This window comes from Streptomyces sp. NPDC021115, from assembly GCF_044333065.1.
In the GTDB taxonomy this organism is placed as follows: domain Bacteria; phylum Actinomycetota; class Actinomycetes; order Streptomycetales; family Streptomycetaceae; genus Streptomyces.
In genome coordinates, this window is record NZ_JBIRQF010000001.1 from 470,434 (window position 1) to 490,211 (window position 19,778).

General features: G+C 66.5%; 16 protein-coding genes and 1 pseudogene. 8 read left to right on the forward strand and 9 right to left on the reverse strand.

Features of this window, described 5'->3' with window-relative positions; all coding sequences use genetic code 11:
* Positions 1–23 precede the first annotated feature (23 nt).
* The 3 genes from ACH4TL_RS02100 to ACH4TL_RS02110 form a co-directional block, all read right to left on the reverse strand.
* Entirely contained in the window at positions 24–3,608 is a 3,585-nt protein-coding gene (locus tag ACH4TL_RS02100; RefSeq protein WP_398313363.1) for a DEAD/DEAH box helicase family protein, read from the reverse strand.
* A 183-nt stretch (positions 3,609–3,791) separates the two neighbouring features.
* Positions 3,792–5,048: a restriction endonuclease subunit S gene (locus ACH4TL_RS02105; RefSeq protein ID WP_398313361.1), complete on the reverse strand. Its 1,257-nt coding sequence runs from the start codon at positions 5,046–5,048 to the stop codon at positions 3,792–3,794.
* Positions 5,045–6,565: an N-6 DNA methylase gene (locus ACH4TL_RS02110; RefSeq protein ID WP_398313359.1), complete on the reverse strand. Its 1,521-nt coding sequence runs from the start codon at positions 6,563–6,565 to the stop codon at positions 5,045–5,047. Before ACH4TL_RS02110 ends, ACH4TL_RS02105 begins: the two co-directional genes overlap by 4 nt.
* Positions 6,566–7,094: 529 nt before the next feature.
* Between ACH4TL_RS02110 and ACH4TL_RS02115 the strand changes: the two genes are divergently transcribed.
* Positions 7,095–8,048 (forward strand): DUF3800 domain-containing protein, encoded by a 954-nt coding sequence (locus tag ACH4TL_RS02115; protein ID WP_398313724.1) that lies wholly within the window; start codon positions 7,095–7,097, stop codon positions 8,046–8,048.
* A 640-nt stretch (positions 8,049–8,688) separates the two neighbouring features.
* On the opposite strand, the gene ACH4TL_RS02120 is transcribed toward ACH4TL_RS02115, so the two are convergent.
* Both ACH4TL_RS02120 and ACH4TL_RS02125 read right to left on the reverse strand, forming a co-directional pair.
* Complete coding sequence (locus ACH4TL_RS02120; protein ID WP_398313357.1) at positions 8,689–8,883, reverse strand: DUF397 domain-containing protein; 195 nt, start codon at positions 8,881–8,883, stop codon at positions 8,689–8,691.
* Positions 8,880–9,758, reverse strand: coding sequence for a Scr1 family TA system antitoxin-like transcriptional regulator (locus ACH4TL_RS02125; protein WP_398313356.1), 879 nt, complete (start codon positions 9,756–9,758; stop codon positions 8,880–8,882). Before ACH4TL_RS02125 ends, ACH4TL_RS02120 begins: the two co-directional genes overlap by 4 nt.
* Before the next feature lie 136 nt (positions 9,759–9,894).
* On the opposite strand from ACH4TL_RS02125, the gene ACH4TL_RS02130 reads away from it, so the two are divergent.
* Entirely contained in the window at positions 9,895–10,374 is a 480-nt protein-coding gene (locus ACH4TL_RS02130; protein WP_398313354.1) for an ATP-binding protein, read from the forward strand.
* 1 nt (position 10,375) lies between these two features.
* Here ACH4TL_RS02130 and ACH4TL_RS02135 read toward each other — a convergent pair whose 3' ends face one another.
* The 3 genes and pseudogenes from ACH4TL_RS02135 to ACH4TL_RS02145 all read right to left on the reverse strand — a co-directional run.
* Positions 10,376–12,295: an ATP-binding protein gene (locus ACH4TL_RS02135; RefSeq protein ID WP_398313722.1), complete on the reverse strand. Its 1,920-nt coding sequence runs from the start codon at positions 12,293–12,295 to the stop codon at positions 10,376–10,378.
* A gap of 502 nt (positions 12,296–12,797) precedes the next feature.
* Positions 12,798–13,433, reverse strand: coding sequence for a DUF6879 family protein (locus tag ACH4TL_RS02140; RefSeq protein WP_398313720.1), 636 nt, complete (start codon positions 13,431–13,433; stop codon positions 12,798–12,800).
* Positions 13,434–13,694 (reverse strand): annotated as a pseudogene (locus ACH4TL_RS02145) (hypothetical protein); the annotation flags it as partial.
* Positions 13,695–13,949: 255 nt separating this feature from the next.
* Here ACH4TL_RS02145 and ACH4TL_RS02150 point away from each other — a divergent pair.
* Genes ACH4TL_RS02150 through ACH4TL_RS02160 form a run of 3 tightly spaced genes read left to right on the forward strand, consistent with a single transcriptional unit; the run spans position 13,950 to position 15,993 of the window.
* A complete protein-coding gene (locus ACH4TL_RS02150) occupies positions 13,950–14,660 on the forward strand; it encodes a hypothetical protein (protein WP_398313352.1) in 711 nt (236 codons plus the stop codon).
* Positions 14,657–15,244 (forward strand): hypothetical protein, encoded by a 588-nt coding sequence (locus ACH4TL_RS02155; protein WP_398313350.1) that lies wholly within the window; start codon positions 14,657–14,659, stop codon positions 15,242–15,244. Before ACH4TL_RS02150 ends, ACH4TL_RS02155 begins: the two co-directional genes overlap by 4 nt.
* A gap of 11 nt (positions 15,245–15,255) precedes the next feature.
* A complete protein-coding gene (locus tag ACH4TL_RS02160; protein ID WP_398313348.1) occupies positions 15,256–15,993 on the forward strand; it encodes a 7-cyano-7-deazaguanine synthase in 738 nt (245 codons plus the stop codon).
* Between the two features lie 280 nt (positions 15,994–16,273).
* Here the strand turns inward: ACH4TL_RS02160 and ACH4TL_RS02165 are convergent, their stop codons facing one another.
* On the reverse strand, positions 16,274–17,158 hold the full coding sequence (locus ACH4TL_RS02165) for a DUF72 domain-containing protein (RefSeq protein ID WP_398313346.1): 885 nt from the start codon (positions 17,156–17,158) through the stop codon (positions 16,274–16,276).
* 76 nt (positions 17,159–17,234) lie between these two features.
* On the opposite strand from ACH4TL_RS02165, the gene ACH4TL_RS02170 reads away from it, so the two are divergent.
* The 3 genes from ACH4TL_RS02170 to ACH4TL_RS02180 all read left to right on the forward strand — a co-directional run bounded on the left by ACH4TL_RS02170 (position 17,235) and on the right by ACH4TL_RS02180 (position 19,776).
* The gene (locus tag ACH4TL_RS02170) at positions 17,235–18,056 is read left to right on the forward strand and encodes a hypothetical protein (protein ID WP_398313344.1); all 822 of its coding nucleotides are present in this window, start codon (positions 17,235–17,237) and stop codon (positions 18,054–18,056) included.
* Positions 18,057–18,167: 111 nt separating this feature from the next.
* Positions 18,168–18,836 (forward strand): lytic polysaccharide monooxygenase, encoded by a 669-nt coding sequence (locus ACH4TL_RS02175; protein ID WP_398313342.1) that lies wholly within the window; start codon positions 18,168–18,170, stop codon positions 18,834–18,836.
* An 88-nt stretch (positions 18,837–18,924) separates the two neighbouring features.
* Positions 18,925–19,776 carry a hypothetical protein gene (locus ACH4TL_RS02180; RefSeq protein WP_398313340.1) on the forward strand — a complete coding sequence of 284 codons (852 nt, stop codon included), beginning with the start codon at positions 18,925–18,927 and terminating at the stop codon, positions 19,774–19,776.
* Positions 19,777–19,778 lie beyond the last annotated feature (2 nt).

A 19,778-nucleotide genomic window follows, 5' to 3' on the forward strand; every position in this document is an offset into this window, starting at 1 on the left:
GCTTGATCGCCGCGGCGCCGAGTCTAGGCCGCCAAGGTAGTGGGCCTGGCTGTCCGCTCCAGTTTGTTGAAAATAACCTTGAGGTGTTCGAGTTCGTCACCTGTGAACAGGTCGTCCGGACCACCGGGAGCGAGGTCGGCGAACGAATCCTCGTAGAGGTCCCCCAGGCTCAGGATTCCGCGCCTGACGACCGTGTCGATGATCAGCGTCAGAAAGTCGAGCTGGCGGGAGCTGAGCTGCTTGCCGGTGCAGAATGCCTCAAACGCCTTTTGCGCCGCCTGCCGGTCCAGCCCGCACAACCCGCGGACAAACAGGCCGAGGCCGCCGGAGGACCGCACCTCGTCGAGATCCTCCGGGGAGGCGATGGACTCTATGAGGAAGATCTCCTCCAGGTCCGAGAGATCGAGCTCGGTGATCTGCTCGTTGAGACGCAGTTTGCGCACCACCGGCTGGTCCTCATGACGGAGTAGGTAGGCCCGGGCCTTCTGCTTGAAGCGCTGCTCGTCCGTGCCCTGGGGCATCCCCTGTATCTGGGCCTCGGTCATGTCGCCGAGCGTGTCGGCAAAGTCGGTGTAGACAACGTTCCGCTTGACCTTGGGGTCGGTGAGACGGGCCAGTCGGCGCATACGGCGCCGCATGTCCTCCAGCAGCGGGAGCGTGACGCCGTCCCACCATTCGTCGCCCTCCACCGCTTCCAGCAGCTCGGCCTGTTCGCCGACTGCCGGGATGTTGGTCTTGGTGAGCAGGTTGGAAGCGATGTCCTGGATCTTCGCGCGCAGCTTTGCGAACTCCTTGCCGCCTTCCAGCGCGGCAAGTTGGAGACCGTACGCCATCAGGTCGAATCGCTTGGCCTCCTCGCCCGTCTCCTCGTCGTCCGGGCGGAACTCGCTGGGCAGTCCGAGCAGGTGCTCACGGATCGCGGTGTCCGCGTCGTCGTCCACCCGGTGCCAATTGCCGAAGTCGCTGAAGACCTCGATCTCCCGGCGATGCGGGCGGACCAGGAAGTTGTCCAGATTCATGCCGATGACGGTGTGGTGCAGCCGGTGGGCCAGCGACCAGCGGATCTCCGCCTCGGTGCCGATCGCGTCGGGGCCGGCGTCCCGTGCCGGATCGGGCTGTCGCCGCTTGTCCAGTACCCGTACGAGGTCGAGCTGGCGCTGGAGGAGCTTTTCAGTGAGGGTGACGGCCCTGCGCCCCTCCGACCGATCGAGCTGGCTGTTGAAGAAGTCGATGTTGCCGCAGAAGTCGAAGACGTAGAAGTTCTGCTTGCTGTGCTCGGGATTGTCGGGGTCGGGGCCGTAAAGGGCGGGACGCAGACGGGTACCGCGGCCGATCATCTGCCAGAACTTGGTCTTGGAGAAGACGGGCTTGGCGAAGACCAGGTTCACCACCTCGGGCACGTCGATGCCGGTGTCGAGCATGTCGACGGAGATGGCGATGTCGGGGGCGTTCGGCGGGTTCTTCGGGTTGGAGAAGTCGTCAATGAGGGACTGGGCGTACGTTTCCTTGTACGTGATCACGCGCGCCGCGTGGCCAGCACCCTGCGGGTAATTCGCGTTGTAGCGCTCCTCGATGTACCGGGCGTGGTCGTTGTTCTTCGCGAAGATGATCGTCTTGCCGAGCCGGTCGCCGCCCTCGACGCGGTGGCCGCGCGTCAGCAGCGTCTCCAGCATCTTGTCCACGGTGTCCTCGTTGAAGAGGAACTTGTTCATCTCGTGTCGGCCCACCGCATCCGGAATGTCACCATCCTCGGTCCACTCCTTGGCGTCCCACTCGGCCTTCTCCTCCTCCGAGAGGTCGTCGTACCGAATGCCCTGCTCCATGAACTTCAGCGGTACCTTCACCGCCTTGGGAAGGACGAGGTAACCCTCGGCGGCCGCTTCCTGGAGGTCGTAGGAGTCGGTCGGCACCCCGTCCTCCATGGCGAACAGCTTGTACGTGTTGTGGTCGATCTCGTCCTTGGGTGTAGCGGTCAGACCGAGCAGCAGCGAGTCGAAGTAGCGGAACAGCTCACCGTACTTCGCGTACACGGAGCGATGCGCCTCGTCGATGACGATCAGATCGAAGTAGCCGGGTCCGAAGCGCCGACGGCCCGCACCGTCGGTGACGTCGATCTGCTTCATCATCGTCTGGTAGGTGGAGAGGTAGACGCGGGCTGAGGCGGCCTTGTCGTCGAGGAGGTTGGCCGCGGGAGTGTTCGGCAGGTTCTGCTTGAACGCCTTCATCGCCTGAGTGACCAGCGCCTGCCGGTCAGCGAGGAACAGCACCCGTTGCGCCCAGCCCGCCTTCATCAACTGGTCCACGAGGGCCACAGTGGTACGGGTCTTCCCGGTGCCGGTAGCCATGACGAGCAGCGCCTGACGGCCCCGGTCCCGTTCGAAGGTCTCGCCCACCCGCTTGATAGCGCGGAGCTGGTAGGGGCGGCCAGCAATCTTCTCGTTCACCGGAGTGGCCGTGAGGGAGAGGCGTCCGGCGCGCTGGCGGATGTGCCAGTGCAGCTCGTCCTTGGTGAAGAAGCCCTGCACCTGACGGGGCGGGTAGCCGAGACCGTCGTCCCAGAGGTAGGTCTCGTACCCGTTGGTGTAGAAGATCACCGGGCGGCGGTTGAACTGTTCCTGAAGCGCGTCGGCGTACAGCTTCGCCTGCTGCTGCCCGTCCCGGGCGTCCCGCTGGGTCCGTTTAGCCTCGACGACGGCCAGGGGCTTGCCGTCGTCGCCCCAGAGCACGTAGTCGATGAACCCCTGGCCCGTCTTGGTGGGCATCCCGGTCGCTATTGGGTATTCGGTGTCCTTGCCTCGGATGAGGAGGTCCCAGCCGGCTTCCTTGAGGAGCAGGTCGATGAAGGTGTCCCGGGTCGCCTGCTCGTCGTAGTCGTGGGTGTCCCGCACAGACTGGTTGGCGGCCTTCGCGGCGGCGATCTGCGTCTTGAGTTCTTCGAGCTGTCGGGCGAGATCCGCGTTCTGGGCTCGCTCAGCGGCCAGCTGCTCGGCCTGCTCCTTGAACCGTGCAGCGTCCTCTGCCTCCTTGGCCTTGAGCTCGGCCTGCTTCAGCATGCGAGCCTGGGGAGAAAGGGGGCGCGGTACGACGCTGGTGTCGAACTCCAGACCGGCAGGCGGCAGCGCGGCGGGCTGGCGAGTGTAGGTCCGGGCAAACCAGTAGAGGGAGTGGAACAACTCCTTGACACTGGCCTCGGCGACGGTCTTCGGGACCGGGGCGGCCTTGTGTACGGCGTTGTTGCCGTGCCGGCGGATGACGTCCATCTTGGCGTTGACCGTCGGCCCGACGAGCTGCCGGAAGCTCGGCTCGTGGAGCATCGCCGCGAGGTCCTTCTTGTACGGCTCGCTGAGGCTGTCGTCCTTGTCGTACATCCAGCGGGCCGTGGTCTCGATGGCGCGGCGGGCGTAGAAGCAGGCGGTGCGCGGGTCGTGATGGATCAGCCGCTCAGCGCGGGTCGCCTCGTCGTAGAGGGCGGGCCACTCTGCACGCAAGAAGGCGAAGTTGCCGTTCGCGGCACGGCCGTCGTTGCCAGCGGCGACGTGGTTGTGGTGGCTGGTCTGGCCCTGCCTGTTGCTGTTCTGGCCGCTCAGCCCGTTCATTTCGCTAGCCATGCCGGTGCGGTGTCCCTCTCCCCTGTGGCGCGGCCTCGTACGGCCCGGGGCCTCCCGGCCCGTACGAGGCCGACAACTCTGTCCGTCTCCTACGGCAAGACCACCCGAGGGCCAGGCTCCCCTGCCCGGCCCGACGGGCGGCGTGTGGTGCGGTCGGCGCTGGGCACCGAGTGCGAGAGCGGCTTACACCGCGTCGCCAGTGGCTTCATGATCCCAGAGAGTGCCAGAGAAGGCACGGTGTTGGAGGGAAGTAAAGAGTTCGTCGAGGGAGGCTAGTTGGGTTCGGTACTGAGCCTTGGATCTCTCGACACTTTCGGTTGCCGTGCGGAACATCGACTGGGACGCAAGTGGAGGGAAGGGAACCTCCAGATCCCTCAGACGCCCCATACTGATACGAAGCCTAGTTTGTCCAACCGTCATGGATTGAGCCAATTTTTCAGTACCCGGCTGATTAAGAAGAGCGCACATAAAGACCGAATCTGCAACACCCTGATCCACGCGCATCTGCACACAGTCAGCCTTATTCAGGGCAAGCTCCAGCCACTCCGGCTGGATGCACGCCCTCAAGTTAGGCTCCCCCAAAGTCCCAATCAAAATATCACCAGGCAGGCACGAGTGCCTTTTCAATGATTGGAAATGATCAACAGAGACATAAGCCTGATCCCTGTCGACAAATTCACCTACTCCGATGTTCTGAAGGCGCACCACGCGAATGCCTGACTCTTGATAGTGCGCACTCTTCAGATTTGACCCGAAGGGGCCATCTGAAAATACGCTCGAGACGCTTCGCAGTGACCTAAGTGGCCACTTCATCGGGTTTCCCGCAGGATCGCCGAACATTTCAAGAAAGATGGACTGAGCGAGGTCGTCGAGGAGCGCAATGGCCTCGCGGCACTTAGCACGGAGGGTGTCCACATGGTCAAGAACCGCAGCGATGCGCTTCTGCTCGACTACGGTAGGTGCCGCAATATGCAATCGGGTCCGGAATCGATCTAGACTAACTTTTTTCTGTGCCGCCCCCGTGGTAATCGCTTCGATCTGTTTGCGGGCGCTCGGCGTCCGCAAGGAGTGGACCAGATATTTTCGATCAAATCCGGATGTCGGCCTCAATCGGATACAGTCAGCTGTAATGACTCCGGGAACATCGCTGTCATACAAAGCTACGTCCCCAGGCGGTTCTCCCATCTTCGTGATCAAGATATCACCTGGTAGAACCTGATGAGCCCTAAGCTCGACAGCTTTAGTGGTCGAGACATAAGCTCGCGGACGAGAGAAATCCTCGGCGCGGATGTCCTTGACGAAGACAAGAGGAACGCCTTCGTCGCGATAATCACTTGTCTTGAGGTTACTGCCGAAGGGGCCGATAACCAAGGCGTCCTTCGCGAGACCAGCAATATCATGCGGTGTGTACAGCGTCCACTCATCCGGCACCACGGTCACGCCAACATCCCCTTCAGTTCATCCGTACCCTTGGCGATATCCTCGTTCAGTTGCTCCAGATCTACCAGGATTTCCTTCGGCGTCCGCGTCATGACTTCCTCGTGGACGATCTCCTTGTAACGGTTCAGGGAGAGGTCATAGGAATGAGTCGCAATGGCCGCCTTGGGCACGCAGAAGCTCTGCTCGGTCCTCGCCCGGTCCCTCTCCGTGCCGTCCCGCTCCTGCCAGCGGGCCAGAACGTCCGGGAGGTTGTTCTTCAGGAGTTCGTCCGGCGTCAGCGGGGCGCCTTGCGGGCGGACACCCAGGCGTTCCTCCGGAAGCAGCGGGTTGCGCTTGTCGTCCAGGCTCAGGCCGTCCGCCTGCACGTCGTAGAACCAGACGTGGTCCGTGCCGCCCGAGTCTGTCTTCGTGAAGAACAGGATCGCCGTCGAGACGCCGGCGTACGGCTTGAAGACCCCGCTCGGAAGCTTGACCACTGCCTGGAGCTGTTGTTCCTCCACCAGGATGCGGCGCAGTTCCTTGTGGGCCTTCGTCGAGCCGAACAGCACCCCGTCCGGCACGATGACGGCGGCCCGGCCACCGGGCCTCAGGAGCCTCAGGAACAGGGCCAGGAACAGCAGTTCCGTCTTCTTCGTCTTGACGATGCGCTGGAGGTCCACCGCCGTGGACTCGTAGTCCAGGTTCCCCGCGAACGGCGGGTTCGCAAGAATCAGGGAGTAGCGCTCGGCCTCGCCGGCCGCGTTCTCTGCGAGCGAGTCGCGGTAACGGATGTCCGGGTTCTCGATGCCGTGCAGCAGCATGTTCATCGAGCCGATGCGAAGCATCGTGTTGTCAAAGTCGAAGCCGTGGAACATCGACTCGTTGAAGTGCTTGCGCTGCTCCACTCCGAGCAGCGCGTCACTGTGCACCCGCTGCACGTACGACGCCGCCTGCACCAGGAAGCCGGCCGTGCCACACGCCGGGTCGCAGATCTCGTCGCGGGGCCCTGGCTGGGTCATCTCGACCATCAGGTCGATGATGTGGCGCGGCGTGCGGAACTGGCCGTTCTGGCCGGCAGTGGCGATCTTCGCGAGCAGGTACTCGTAGATGTCGCCCTTGGTGTCGCTGCTGTCCATCGAGATGTCGTCGAGCAGGTCGACGACCTTCGCCAGCAGGTTGGGCCCCGGGATTGTGAACCGGGCGTCCTTCATGTGGTGGGAGTACGTCGATTCGTTCCCGCCCATGCGGCGCAGGTACGGGAAGACGCCGTCAGCGACGAGCCCATACATGATCTCGGGGGCCTTGACCTTGAAGGTCTGCCAGCGCAAATCCTGCTGGTCGTCCGAGAAGAAGGGGTCCGGGTCGGGCTTGCCCGTTGCGGCGCCCTTGCGGTCCCTCCGGGTTTGGATCTCATCCAGCCGCTTGATGAAGAGCAGGTACGTGATCTGCTCCATCACCTCCAGCGGATTGGAGATGCCGCCCGACCAGAACGCGTCCCAGACGCGCCCCACCTTGCTCTTCAGCTCGCCCGTAATCACACGGTGAATCCTACGTCTCCCAAGCCCCAGGGCAGACCGGCTTGCGGTTTCGGCGACAGCCCGAACTTACCCCTCAGACGTCGGCCTCCGCACGGACGCCTTGCCCTGCTCCCTTCGTAGCGGTACCACCGCCCAACGGCACGCCAAGGCCGAGACAATGTACAAGCCACGGCCCGGCTCCGCGTTCGCCTCGGACTGCAGCGAGCTGGCGGCATGCGGTCGTCCCGAGAACAGTCGCTGCGAGGCGGGGTAGCCCTCACTCCCTCCGCCCATGCACGTCCGGCCCTCAAAGGTCACCGGGCTGTGGGGCATTGCCGTCACGCCACCCGCCTGGTCGAGTTTCCTCGACCCGGCCCGCCGTAGCTGACCGAAACTAACTTGTCAGTCAACCATGTGTGATGCCTCCCTTGACCGTCCGTAGCCGCCTTGGCAAGATCGGGCCCAGCAAGCAAAACACCGCGCATATGGCTGCGCAGACCCTGTGGCCGTCCCTTCGGGGGCGGCCACAGACGTGTTTCCGGGAGGTTCGGTGCATTTGTGCTATATCGACGAGGCGGGCAACGGGCAGACACTCGACCCTGAGAGACCCGACGCTCCTCCAGTACTCGTTGTCGGCGGATTCACGGTGCCCCGAACCCAGGTTAGGTCCCTCACCTGGGCTTTCCTCGACGTCAAGAAGCACTACCGGCCGCAGTTACGGAACGCGGAACAACTCTCTGAGGTGATCCAGCACGAGATCAAGGGCTCGGACGTCCGCAAAAACCTCCGGGCCGGCAACCATAACTGGCGGCGCGCCGCCATGGAGCTGGCGGCTTCTCTGCTCGACATACTGGAGGCCCACGGGACCCGCGTCCTTGCCCGTATATGGATCAAGGAGGAGGGGCTGGCGTTCGACGAGTCCGGGGTCTACCCCGCCTCCGTCGCCGCACTGAACGAGACCTTCCAGGCTCAGCTTGCCCACGAGCACTCACGCGGCATGATGGTTCTCGACAGCCGTACGAAGGTGAAGAACGCGCCCAATGTTCACTGTGTGACAACACGTAAGTACCGTACGGGCGGCGACAGCCTGCGCGGGATCATCGAGTCACCGGTTTTCGGTCACAGCGACACGCACACTCTTCTCCAGCTTGCGGACCTCTTGGTCTCGTCACTGCTGTTCCCCATCGCCTGTCACGCCTACCTCAACGACGTCAGGTGGAACGTGCACTGCGACGATGCTTACGAGCCGCTGCGAGAGGAGTTCGGCGCACGGCTCAGGAAGTTGCAGTTCCGGTACCAGGACCCCGTAGGCAAGTGGCGCGGCGGGATCGTCGTGTCGGATCGGAGGACCCAACAGTCGTCCAGCCTGATGTTCGGGCCTAAGAGGACGGTCACCGTGCCGACTACTGCGATCCCGGGACAGCCGGGATCGCCAGCCTCGCAGCGGCCCGACGCCGAGCCGGACGCCGGTCTGCCCCTCCTCCCGCACTGGGACGAAATATGACAGAGGCGGCAGCTTTCGCAGCTGCCGCCCCTGTAGTCCGGTGGCCGTTACGTCGCCGCGAGCCCCGCCAGCGCCGCGTCGATGCACGCCAGCTGGCCGCCCCTCTCGGCGAACACAACTCCCGCGTGTTCCGCCCTGATGGCCCGGGGGTGTTGCTCTGATCAGAGCAACGCTCATACGCATGCTGCGAGCTGTGGACTATGCACGGACCCTACTCGCCTAACAGCCGCCTATAGGGCTGTGGCCTGCGACGATGCCTGGAAGGCAGTCCCCCTCCGGAGCAGCGTGCGCAAGTTCGAATCCTGCCAGAAAAGTTGCCAGCAGACCCCGCCCTCAGCCCAGCCGCTGACAGTGAGGGCTTCGCGTGTGCCAACAGCTCCCTTCTGCGGATCTTCCTGAACGGTGCCCGCCGAGCCTCTCGCTGGCATGACGGGAAAACGTCCAGAATTGCGCGCGACCTTCATCCGGGGGCTGTCGCCCATGGAGCAGCTGATTCTCCTCCCGGACGCAGGGGAGCATGCTTCTTTGTTGCCCTTCGCTCTTCAAGCAAGGAGGTTGAGCGCTGTTCGAGCCACATGGCTCAAAATGGAGGTGGTCGAGGCGGGGGCACGTCCGCTTGGGCGTATCCCGACCTCGGGCATCAGGGGCGCGTCGCGAAGGTTACGAACGTTGCCCAGGTCTGCTGGGCGAAGGCGAGTTGTGGCCCCGTTGGCTCCTTGGAGTCCCGCACGTGCACAGCGTCGGATGTGGTGGCGACCTCCAGGCATTCGCCGCCCTCGTTGCCGCTGTAGCTGCTCTTGAACCAGGCGAGTGGTGCGGAATCCGCAGTGCTCATCGTTGTGTCTGCATCCTCTCGATCAGATCCAGGGACTCACCTGGCGTGAGTGCCTGAGCCCTGATGGTGCCGTAGCGTGCGGCCAGGATACGGACCTCTTCGGCATCCGTCGCCAGTCGTGCATGGTTCTGGGTCTCCATATATCCGACCTGCGGTTTGCCTTTGGGAGTCAGCAGGACGAAGGGCCCTCCCATGCCGGCGTGCTCGGTTCTCTCCGTCGGCATCACTTGCAGTTCGACGTTGCGCAGCCGCCCCAGGCGGAGGAGTTGGTCGAGCTGCTCCTTGTGCACCTCCCAGCCACCGAGTGGCCGCCGGAGCACGGCCTCCTCCACCACTGCGGTCACCATGGGCGGCGGCCAGCGGGTGAGGATCTTCTGTCGGTCGATTCGGGAGGCCACTCGCTGCTCGATCGTCTCCTCGTCCAGCAGCGGCTTCCGCATCCCATACAGGGCCCATGCTCGTCGTTCGGTCTGGAGCAGGCCCGGGATGTCGTGGTTGTTGTAGAAGTTGATCTCGACAGCCTGGGCTTCCAAGCGTGCGTAGTCCTTGAACCATGCCGGGTGACGAACCCGCGCCTTCGCTTTCGCCTGGGCGATGTCCTCCTTCGTGACGCTCAACAAGCCCTCCGCGCCGAGAAGGTCGTCCGCGGCGTCCAGGAACTCCGGCTGTGGCGTTCGGCGACCGCGCTCCAGGGACGCGATCTGGTCCTCGCTGTAGCCGAGCCGGTTGCCGAGTTCGCGCTGAGTCCAGCCCGACCGCTCGCGGAGGAGTTTGACCTGCTTGCCCACGGCCCGGTTGAGGTCCGCCGCGCTGTCCGTGCCCCCCTGCGGTTCAGGCCGCTGTTCCCCGTTCGGGCCGCTGCCGGTATCCGTCACCCGAGTCACCACCCCATGTCGTACGCCCGGGTCACGCCCGCCGCCCCTGACAATCAGCCGAACGTGCCGGTACCAGCACGCTGTGTACTGGCTGTCTTGCTGGTCAGCGTAGGAGCCTCCGGCCACGCTCTGTGACATGTCGCAGGAAATTCACTCTCACCAACTCGTACAGGGCTCCCACCGCTTCAGTCAGCGCCTCAGCCCCACCCGGCGCGGTGCGCGCCTCGCCCGGCTTCTCGCCGTGCAACAACTCTCCGACTGGGGCTGGACCCACGACGACGAGTCGACGCACACCGCTGCGCTTCTCGTTGCCGAACTTGCCGCGAATGCCGTGCAACACGGTCGTGTACCCGGCCGGGACTTCCTGCTGGCGCTCGTCCTGGCGAGGCCTGTGTCAGGGGCCGCGACCTTGCGTATCGAGGTCGCGGATTGCCGGGACGAGCGGCTTCCCCGGCCGGTCTCCGTCATGCCCCTGTGCGCCGACGATGAGCATGGGCGAGGGTTGGTCCTCGTCGATTCCTTGGCCACGCGGTGGGGTGTCGAGCCCCGGCACCCGTGCGGCAAGATCGTGTGGGCCGAGGTCCAGCTCAGCGCCGGTTCGCCGTCCGAGTGTTGATTCAGCTTGTTTCGGTCAGCCTGCGTTCGATGGCCTCTCGCGCCGCTACCGCTCGTGGGTCGCTGAAGTCGGCGAGGAGGCTTAGCGCATGGGCCCAGTGGCGGTGGGCTTCTTCCGGGCGTTCGCCGAGTACCGCCGAGGCCAGGCCGTCGAGGGCCAGGGCTTGGTGCCAGGCTTCGCCCAGGTCGTGGTGCGCCGAGGCAGCCTGGCGGTGGAAGTCGGCTGCCTCGTCATGACGTCCGAGGCGGCGGTACACCTCGCCGACGCCCTGCCAGGCCAGCGCCTCTCGACTGCGGTCGGCGAGGCGCCGGTGCAGTGTGGCGGACCGTTGGTAGGAGGTCAGGGCCTCGGCGAACTGGCCGTTTGCCTGCTGGGCGTCGCCGAGCGTGAGCAGCCAGAAGCCTTCCAGGCGGAGGTTGCGGAGGCTGAGGGCGATGTCCAGGGCGGCCTGGGCCGAGATCAGGGATGCGTCAGTGTCGCCCTGCTCGCGTTGTACGTCGCTCAGCACGCGCAGGATGTTGCCCTCGCCGCGTTGATCGCCGAGGGCTCGGTGCGCTGCCAGGGCCTGGTCGATGACGGTGGCCGCCTCCGGGAGGCGTCCGGCGCGGTAGTGGGTGGTCGCGAGGTTGGACAGCGCGGTGGCGGCCCAGTGGGCGGCTTGCTGTTCCTGGAAGGCGGAGATGGCCTGCTCGAAGTGGTCGGCAGCGCTGTCGAGTCGTCTGGTACGGAGGTGGGTCAGTCCGATCAGGTTGAGTGAGCGTGCTTCGCCCAGGCGGTCGCCCAGGTCGCGCCGGATCGTCAGCGCGTTTTCGTGGCGTTGGAGGCTGTCGGCCGTGCGGTTGAGGCGGGTGTAGGCCATACCTAGGTAGGTGTGGAGTGCGCCTTGTGCGGCGCGTTCCCCCAGCCGTTCGGCGGCCTCCAGCCCGATGCGGCCCACGGTCGGCCAGCTTGCGCCCGAGGCGGAGGGGAACTGGGCGTTCCACAGGACGGTGGCCAACTGCCACGCCAGGCGGTCGTGCCTGGCGTCGGCCGCCGTACGTACGGCTTGGAGGAGGTTGTCGTGTTCCCGCTCGGCCCAGTCCACGGCTGCGTCGTAGTCGGAGAAGGTCAACGGGCTGATGTCGTCCGGGACGGGCGTGAGGGGCACGCGGTCCTCGGCGGGGTTGATCCAGCTCTGCGCGGCATCGGCGGTGTGCAGGTACCACTCCAGCACGCGGCGCAGGGCTGCGTCTCGTTCGGCCGACGGTTCCTCGTGCTGGGCTTGGTCGATGGCGTAGGCACGCAGCAGGTCGTGGAACTGGTATCGGTCCGGGGCTGTCTGCTCCAGCAGGTGAGCGCCGACCAACGAGTCCAGCAGTTGCCGGGAGCGGCTGGTACTGGTCGTACCGACCAGGGCCGTGGCGGCCGGTAGTCCGAACTCGGGGCCGGGGTGCAGGCCGAGCAGGCGGAACAGGCGGGCGGCCTGTTCGGACAGGGCGCGATAGGACCAGGCGAAGACGGTGCGGATGGCTTCGGCTTCCTCGTCGTCGCCCGTGCTCAGGGCGTCCCAGAGGGCGGATTCGTCGCGCAGGTCGGCGATCAGGTCGTCCAGTCGTAGGTGGGGGTGGCTGGCGGCGCGTTCCGCGGCTATGCGCAAGGCGAGGGGAAGGCGTGCACACAGGCGGGCCAGTTCGGCGAGCTGCTGTTCGTCGTCGGCCGGTCGGTATCCCGCGGTGACGGCGCGCAGCAGGGCAACCGCCTCCGGTTCCGGCAGCACCCCGAGGGTGAGCCGACGGGCCCCGTCGCGGACGGCGAGGCCGGACAGGCGGCTGCGGCTGGTGACCAGGACCAGGCTGTGTGCGCTCGCGGGCAGCAATGGCCTGACCTGGCTGACGGACGCCGCGTTGTCCAGGACAACCAGGACCCGGCGGTCGGCCAGCAACGAGCGGTACAACGCGGCGGCCGCGTCGAGGTCCTGCGGTACGGCCCCGGTGGGGACGCCGAGCGAGGTCAGCAGGCGGTGCAGGGCCTCGCGTGCCGCGACCGGCTCTCCGGGGTCGTAGCCGCGCAGATTGGCGTACAGCTGCCCGTCCGGGAAACGGTCCCGGACCTGGTGGGCCCAACGCAGGGCCAGCGATGTCTTTCCGGCGCCAGCGGTGCCGGCGATCACGTATACCGAGACGACGAGCGGACTTCCGTCTTCGCTGGTGAGGACGGCGTTCATCTGGGCCAGTTCATCGGTCCGGTTGACGAATCCACCTACGTCGGCCGGTAACTGGCGTGGGACGGGGGTGGAGGCACTACCCGTGTCCGGCGTGCCCTGTGTGTGGAAGTGGATGCCTCCGTGGACATCTCTGGCCTGGACGACGTCACGTGAGGACCCCGAAAGCTCGGAGTGGGTGCTGCCAAGGTGCTCGTCTCGTCCGTCTGGCGCTGCGATCGGCCTACTCCCCTTCTGCGCTCAGCGTCGGTGGATCGAGGTGCGCCACCTCGCGGTCGAAGTAGGAGATCACGTCTTCACCGAGGGCGTAGAGCGCCTTGATGTAGTTCTCCCAGCGCTCGACGAGGTCAGGGCCGGTGTAACGGATTGCGCCGTTCGCTACGCCCGTCTCGGTGTAGAGGACCTGGAAGAGGGTGTGGCCGCCGAGCACCACCAGTTCCGGGAGGGGGCCGATTTTCTCCGATGCGGCCACCTGCTCGGCGGGGACGATCCTGATCCGCTGCCCGTGCTCGGCGCGCTGCCGCTGGGAGTGGAGTTCCCACTGCACATACGGTGTCAGCGGCTTCTCGACCACCCGTACGCGGTGAAACGCGTACCCCCTGCGCTTCTCCTCCTGAGCGGCTGCGGCCAGGTTGTCGTTCCGGTCGGCGAGGAGTCGCAGCGCCTCCTCCCAGTCACCTCGGCGCAGGGCGTCCCGGCTCGGGCTGCCCTGCTCCTCGAAGTGCTGTCGGCGCTCCAGTTTCCAGGAACTGCCGTTTTGGATGGCGTCCTCTCGTTGCCGGAAGTCCTGCTTGTAGGCGGGCCGGGTAAGCCAGTCGCCCTGCTCGGGATCGAGAGCGGGGGCGAGGAGATCAGGCATGGGGATGTCCTTCTTCGCAGCGCTGAGCATGTTCCCTGGGATGACGACCAGTCGCTCGTCCGGAGCGAGGTTCACGCCCTGCGGCAGGCGGGTGCCGTAGACGGCTGTCAGATCCCTGCCGATCACGGCCACGTCACCGTTGTCGAGCTGCCAGATGTCCGGGCACTCGTCATTGCCGTCGGAATTTCCCAGCTCTGCGGCCGTCTTCCCCAGTCGACGAGCGAATAACGCGGATGGGTCGGCCTCCCAGGCGCGGGCCATGTCTGCCTCCGGTCGAGGGGATCGAGCGCACTGTGGCTACCCACTGTATCCAGGCCCGTACCCGAAGGTGAGGGGTCGCACGGTCGTCCCTCTGCTCCTGCTTGGCCTATGCGCGCCCTGTCCATGACATCGGTTTCTTGCTCTCCTGGAAGAGCGACCGTGCCGCTGGTCGGAGGGGGCAGGTGAGGCATGGGTACATCGTCGCGGTGGCCGGGGCCTGGTGGCCGTACGGGCGTGGCGGGTGAGTGGAGTCGCGTGAGCAGGCGGGTCTCGGCCTGGCGGCCGGGGCCTGATGGGGCGGCAGGGCTGGACGACATCGCCGCGGAGCACCTGGCCGTGCTCCACCGCACCCTCCGAGAGGAGCCGACGGCCTTCGGCCTGTACGAGGCGGCCTGCGCGGCCGGGGAACGGCTGACCACCGCCGTGGACGCCTGGGCGGGGAGCCGGGACGGCGACGAATTCGCCGCCCGCTTCACCTCCGCCGTGGGAGGCGAAGGCGGCACCGTGGCGGACGCCGCCGTACGACGAGCCGCCGCAGCGTCCGTCCGGCGTCTTCTGGAACGGCATCCGGAGGTTGGTGCTCCGGGCGGCAGCGGCTTGTCCGGGGAGGGGTTCTGTCTTCTGTATCAGGGGTTCTTCGCCGGTGTCGTGGCCGAGTTCCTGCGTTCCGCGGTCGCCGAGAAGGTCAAGCTCGTGGTCCCGCTGCTGCCCGCGCTCGATCCCGAGGACCACATCGCCAACTGGGTCGCCGAGCACGTTCTGGGCCTGTTGCCTGATCCGTGTGAGGCAGTCGGACAGGGCATGGAGACGGAGGTCGCGTCGGCGGTCGGAGATCCGATCGGTCCCCTGCGGCTCGTCGCGCAGGGACTCGTTCCCCGAGCGGCCGGCCGGGCGCTGGGCCTGCTCTCCGAAGAACCGAGCGAGGACAGGGACGGCACACCGTACGAGGGGGAACCTGTCTCATGACCGAAGCGCCCACCCGACTCTTCTGGCTCTCCCGGCCGGACGCCGAGGCCCCGCCACCGCACTGGCAGCCCCTCCACGACGGTGTGTACTGGGAACGCCTGTCACGCGGCCCCGACCGACGGCAGTTGTTCGCCCCGGCCCCGGACTGGGCGGATGATCTCCAGCGGGTGGGGCGCGCCGCCTTCGCGGCGGACCGGTACGCCCGCCGCGCCGAAAGCTTCGACCACTGGACCCGCCGCATCACCCTCTCCGTACCGGTCGCCCACCCCGAACGGTGGGACCGCGCCCTGCCCGCCCTGACGGCTGTACTGGGGACCGTCACGGGCGACTTGTGGGAAGTCGTCTTCCGGCCCTTGCACGAGAGGTCGGTCCGGGAAGCACCGCTGACCTTCCTCGCCGAGGAGTACGCGCACGAGGTCGCCCTGTTCTCCGGCGGCCTGGACTCCCTCGGCTGGGCAGCCCAGCGGGCTGGGCAGCCCAGCGGGCTGCCCAGCCCGCTCCCGGCGCCCTACTGCTCGTCAGCTTCGAGGAGCGGAACTTCGAGGCACTTCAGGATCACGTGTACGAGGCGGTGCGCGGTCTGAGGCGACGCCCGGTGCGGCGCCTCAGCCAAAGCCAGACGGTACGCAGACCGCGTGGCAGCGACGTCGAGCTGGAACTCACCACCCGCTCACGCGGCCTGCTGTACGCGGCGACCGCCGTGCACGCGGCCGCGGCGGAGCACATTCCCGTGGTCCATCTGCCGGAGAACGGTCAACTCGCCCTCAACCCACCGTTGTCCGCCGCCCGGGCCGGAGCCTGCTCGACCCGCTCGGTGCACCCCTGGACGCTTCACCACCTCAACCGGGTGATCTCCGAGGTCGCGGAGCCCGGAGCCGCGATACGCGTCGAGAATCCCTTCGCGACGCTCACCAAAGGGGACGTCTGCGCGGCGGCGCGTGACGCGGGCCTGCCGCAGCGGGTGTTGGAGGCGACCCTGAGCTGCGGCGCTCCCCCGGACCGCCGACCCGCTGGGCCCGCGCTCGCCCACTGCGGGCTTTGCTACCCGTGTCTGGTTCGTCGCTCGGGTCTGCTGTACACCTTCGGGGAGGACCACACGCCGTACGCGGCTGATCCCTGGGACCCTGCGCTGAACGCAGACCGTACCCGTAACTGGCATGCCCTGCGGCGTTGGCTGGACACCGAGTGGAGCATGCTCGATCTGGTGGCCGACGCCCCGCTACCGCACGATGCGCAGCCGGACCAGCTCTTGGAGGTGGTCGAGCGGGGCAGGGAGGAGCTGCGCGCGCTGGTCGCGTGGGCGGGCAGAAGGGCGCCACGGAAAGCGTCGTGAACCGTACCCGTTCCGTGCTCGGCCCGGGCCAAACTTGTCCGGCTCTGGTAGCCCCCTGTCCCGACTTCTTGGCGCGGGCGACGTCCCGTGGGCGGTTTCCGGGTGGTCCGGCTTGCTCACAGCAGCGGGTAGAGCGCGAGAGTCAGCTAAGACTCTCGGGGCGATCTTACGTAGATTGAATCTTACGTAGATGCTGGCTTACCTCTGGCGGATCCTGAGGACGAGCTAGAGGTCAGCGCCATGCCGTGACCGTCGGCGGCGCCGAGTGCGCGTACGCGGGTCAGCCCGGCCCCGTACGGGCACCGAGCAGGTGCCGCATCGACTCCGCGGCGCGGACGGCCGCGTCGGCGCAGCAGTTGTTGAACAGGGCGTGGACCTCGTCGGCCTGGTCGGCCATCCTGCGGAGGCGTGGGGCCCATTCCTCCAGTTCGTCGGTGGTGTAGGTGTGGCGGAACCGCTCCTCCTTGGTACCGGTGCCCCATGCCTTGTTGCGGCCGTGGAAGCGGGCCACCGCAAGGCGGGGTGAGGTGACGGGGGTGACCGGGGGTATGGAGGTGGGGAGCGTCTGGGTCATGTCCACGGCTACGGCGCGCATGCCCCAGTCCTTGAGCATCGCCTCGGTCTGGGCTCTCTCGCCGTCCTGCCACCAGCCGGGGTGCCGGAACTCCACGGCGACGGGCCACCCGGCCGTACGGCGCGCGCATTGGTCGAGGAACGCCTGCGAGCGTGGGTCGTTGGGGGCGAACCACGGTGGGAATTGGAAGAGGAGGGTGCCGAGGCGCCCTGCCCTCTTCAGTGGTTCGAGGGCTCCGGTGAAGCGTTGCCAGACTTCGTCCAACAGTGCTGGATCGTGCCCTGACCGGCTGCGCCCGGGCAGGGCGGATCGTAGGTCGGCGGGCAGGGCGTTCGGGGTCGTCGGGTGGCCGGTGAGCAGGGAGAACGCCTTGATGTCGAAGCGGAAACCGTCCGGGGTCCGCTCGGCCCAGAGGGCGCTGTTGCGGGTGCTGGGGAGGGAGTAGTACGTGGCGTCGACCTCCACCACGGGGAACTGGGCAGCGTAGTGCCGGAGTCGCCCCTCCGCGTCGCGGCACCCCGGTGGGTACCAGCCGCTGGACAGGAGTGCGCGGTCCGTCCATGAACAGGTGCCGACCAGAATTTCGCCCATGCCCCGCCGACTACCCCGGGCGAGGGTCGGCGGCGCCGTCGTAGGAGTTTTCTCTGCTGCGACGTATGGTCAAACCGTGTTTCCGCCTACCGTGATCATTGGCTTGTACGGGATTCTCAAGAAGAATCCGTGGTTCGACCAGGTTGTGGAGCAGGACGAGGAAGGTTCCCTCGAGGAGGATCTTCTCGGGCTTGCGATTGATCGCGCTGGTTCTTACGGCTGGCGGTCCCTGACCAGTTGGCTGCACGAGAACGGGAAGGTCACGGCTCGCCATGAGCCCACTGCCTGGGCCCATGAGGAGGTCGGCGGTGATTGGGCCCAGGATGGGCGAGTTCACCAGCTGGCCTGGTTGCAGGCCGGGGTTCTCACCGATCCTCCGCGACCGGGGCTGCCGGTCCGGCCGATCTCTTTGGTGTTGGCCGAGGCGTTGGCTCGCGTGGGTACGGTGACGTTCACTGGTCTGCACGTCCTGCTGCCGCTGGAGGCGGCCGAACGCAACACGGCTTTTCATCAGACCGAGTTGGCGCCGTGGTTCGGCCTGGCGAATCCGGAGGCCCGGTACGACGTGGTGGTCACCGTCGCCTGCCATCCCCAGCAGGGCGGGATGGGCGAGCGGGATGCGGTGGCCGTCTGTGAGTCGGTGCGGGAGATGGCGCAGGAGGCGGTGGAGGTCTCCGTCTCCGTGGCGGAAGGCGATCTGCCAGGGTTGGAGCTTGATCTCGACCGCGTGCTGCACACCGAGGGGATGCGCGAGGTGATGCGGCTGAGCTGCCGTACGCGGGAGTGGTCACCGGACATCGCGGTGTGGCTGGTGGAGATGGTCGCCGACGGTTTGCGTGGGGCAGGGCGGTTGGCGCCGGTGGTGGTGACGGCCTCGTTGGCGTCCCCTCCGGGGTGACGCGCGGCGGCTGCGGCACGTTTCGCACTCGTACCGTCGGGCAAGCTGCGACATTGGGAGCGCTCCCACATCTGTACCACTCCCCCACGGACGATGGAGGAAGATCACCTCATGGCTTGTCATGAACGCGGCATCTCCTTACGCTGGGCCTCTCGCGCCCTCGGGCTGGTGGCCGCATTGCTGCTCGGGCTGATCCCCTGGTCCGGCACCGCCAGCGCGCATGGATCGGTCATCGACCCCGCCTCCCGCAACTACGGCTGCTGGCTGCGCTGGGCGAGCGACTTCCAGAACCCGGAGATGGCCACCAAGGACCCCATGTGCTGGCAGGCCTGGCAGGCCAACCCGAACGCCATGTGGAACTGGAACGGCCTCTACCGCAACGGCTCCGCCGGTAACTTCCCGGCCGCGGTTCCCGATGGGCAGCTGTGCAGCGGCGGCCACACCGAGGGCGGGCGCTACGACTCCCTGGACACCCCGGGCGCCTGGAAGACCACGACCATCGGCAAGAACTTCACCGTGAAGCTCTACGACCAGGCGAGCCACGGGGCGGACTACTTCAAGGTCTATGTGACCAGGCAGGGTTACGACCCCACCACCCAGCCGCTGAAGTGGAGTGACCTGCAATTGGTCACCACGACCGGCAAGTACGGACCGAGCCAGAACTACTCGATCGACGTCAGCACCTCCGGCTACACCGGCCGCCACGTCGTCTACACGATCTGGCAGGCCTCCCACATGGACCAGACGTACTTCCTGTGCAGTGACGTCAACTTCTCCTGAGCCGTCCCCGCCCCCGCCGTGCACGTCGCGTTCGGCGGGGGCGGTTATTCGGCGGTCTCGTTCGGCGCATCCGGGGCACTCGGTGGGCATGACTCACTTAGCCAGCGGGATACGGGCGGGCGCGATCGGCGCCGTGGGGCTTCTCGCGTGCGGGGTACTGACCGCGTGCGGGAACGACGGTGACTCCGAGGGCAAGGGCGGAAGCAGCTCGTCGGCGGCGAGCGGCGGGGCAGGGGGTACGGCTGCGGTTCGTACCGCGTATGCCAAGACCGCCGAGGAGGAGACGGCGCGGATGACCCTCCGGACGGAGACGTCGGCGGCGGGGAAGTCGGCCGTCGCGGACGGCAAGGGCGTCATCGACCTTGAGGATGGCGACAGTGCCATGTCCATCAGGGCCGGAGGGCAGAAGGTAGAGCAGCGCGTCGTCGACCAGGTGGTCTACCAGAAGCTTCCCGCCAAGCAGCGCGCGCAGGTGCCCGGTGACAAGCCGTGGATCAAGATCGATCTGAAGAAGGCGGCCGCCGAGCAGAACAGCGGCAGCAGCAACCAGATCAACGACCCCGCGCAGTCCGCGTCGTTCGCCAAGGGCATCACCGACCGGAACACCGAGAAGGTCGGCACGGCCACGGTCGACGGTGCGAAGACCACGCGCTACCGGGTCTCCGTCGACGTCGACAAGCTCTCCGACTCCGCCGCGTTGAAGCGCCAGGTCGGTCCCACCGTCCCGATGGATGTCTGGCTGGACGACCAGGGCCGCATCCGTCGTCAGCAGATCACTATGAACATCAAGCCCACCGATCAGCCGAAGGGGACAGCCGTCCCGGAGAAGATGACGGTGCGCACGCTGATCGAGTTCTCCGACTTCGGCACCGAGGTCGACGCGAAGGCCCCACCGGCGGGGCAGACCACCGACATGACGGGCAAGCTCGGCAAGCAGTAGAG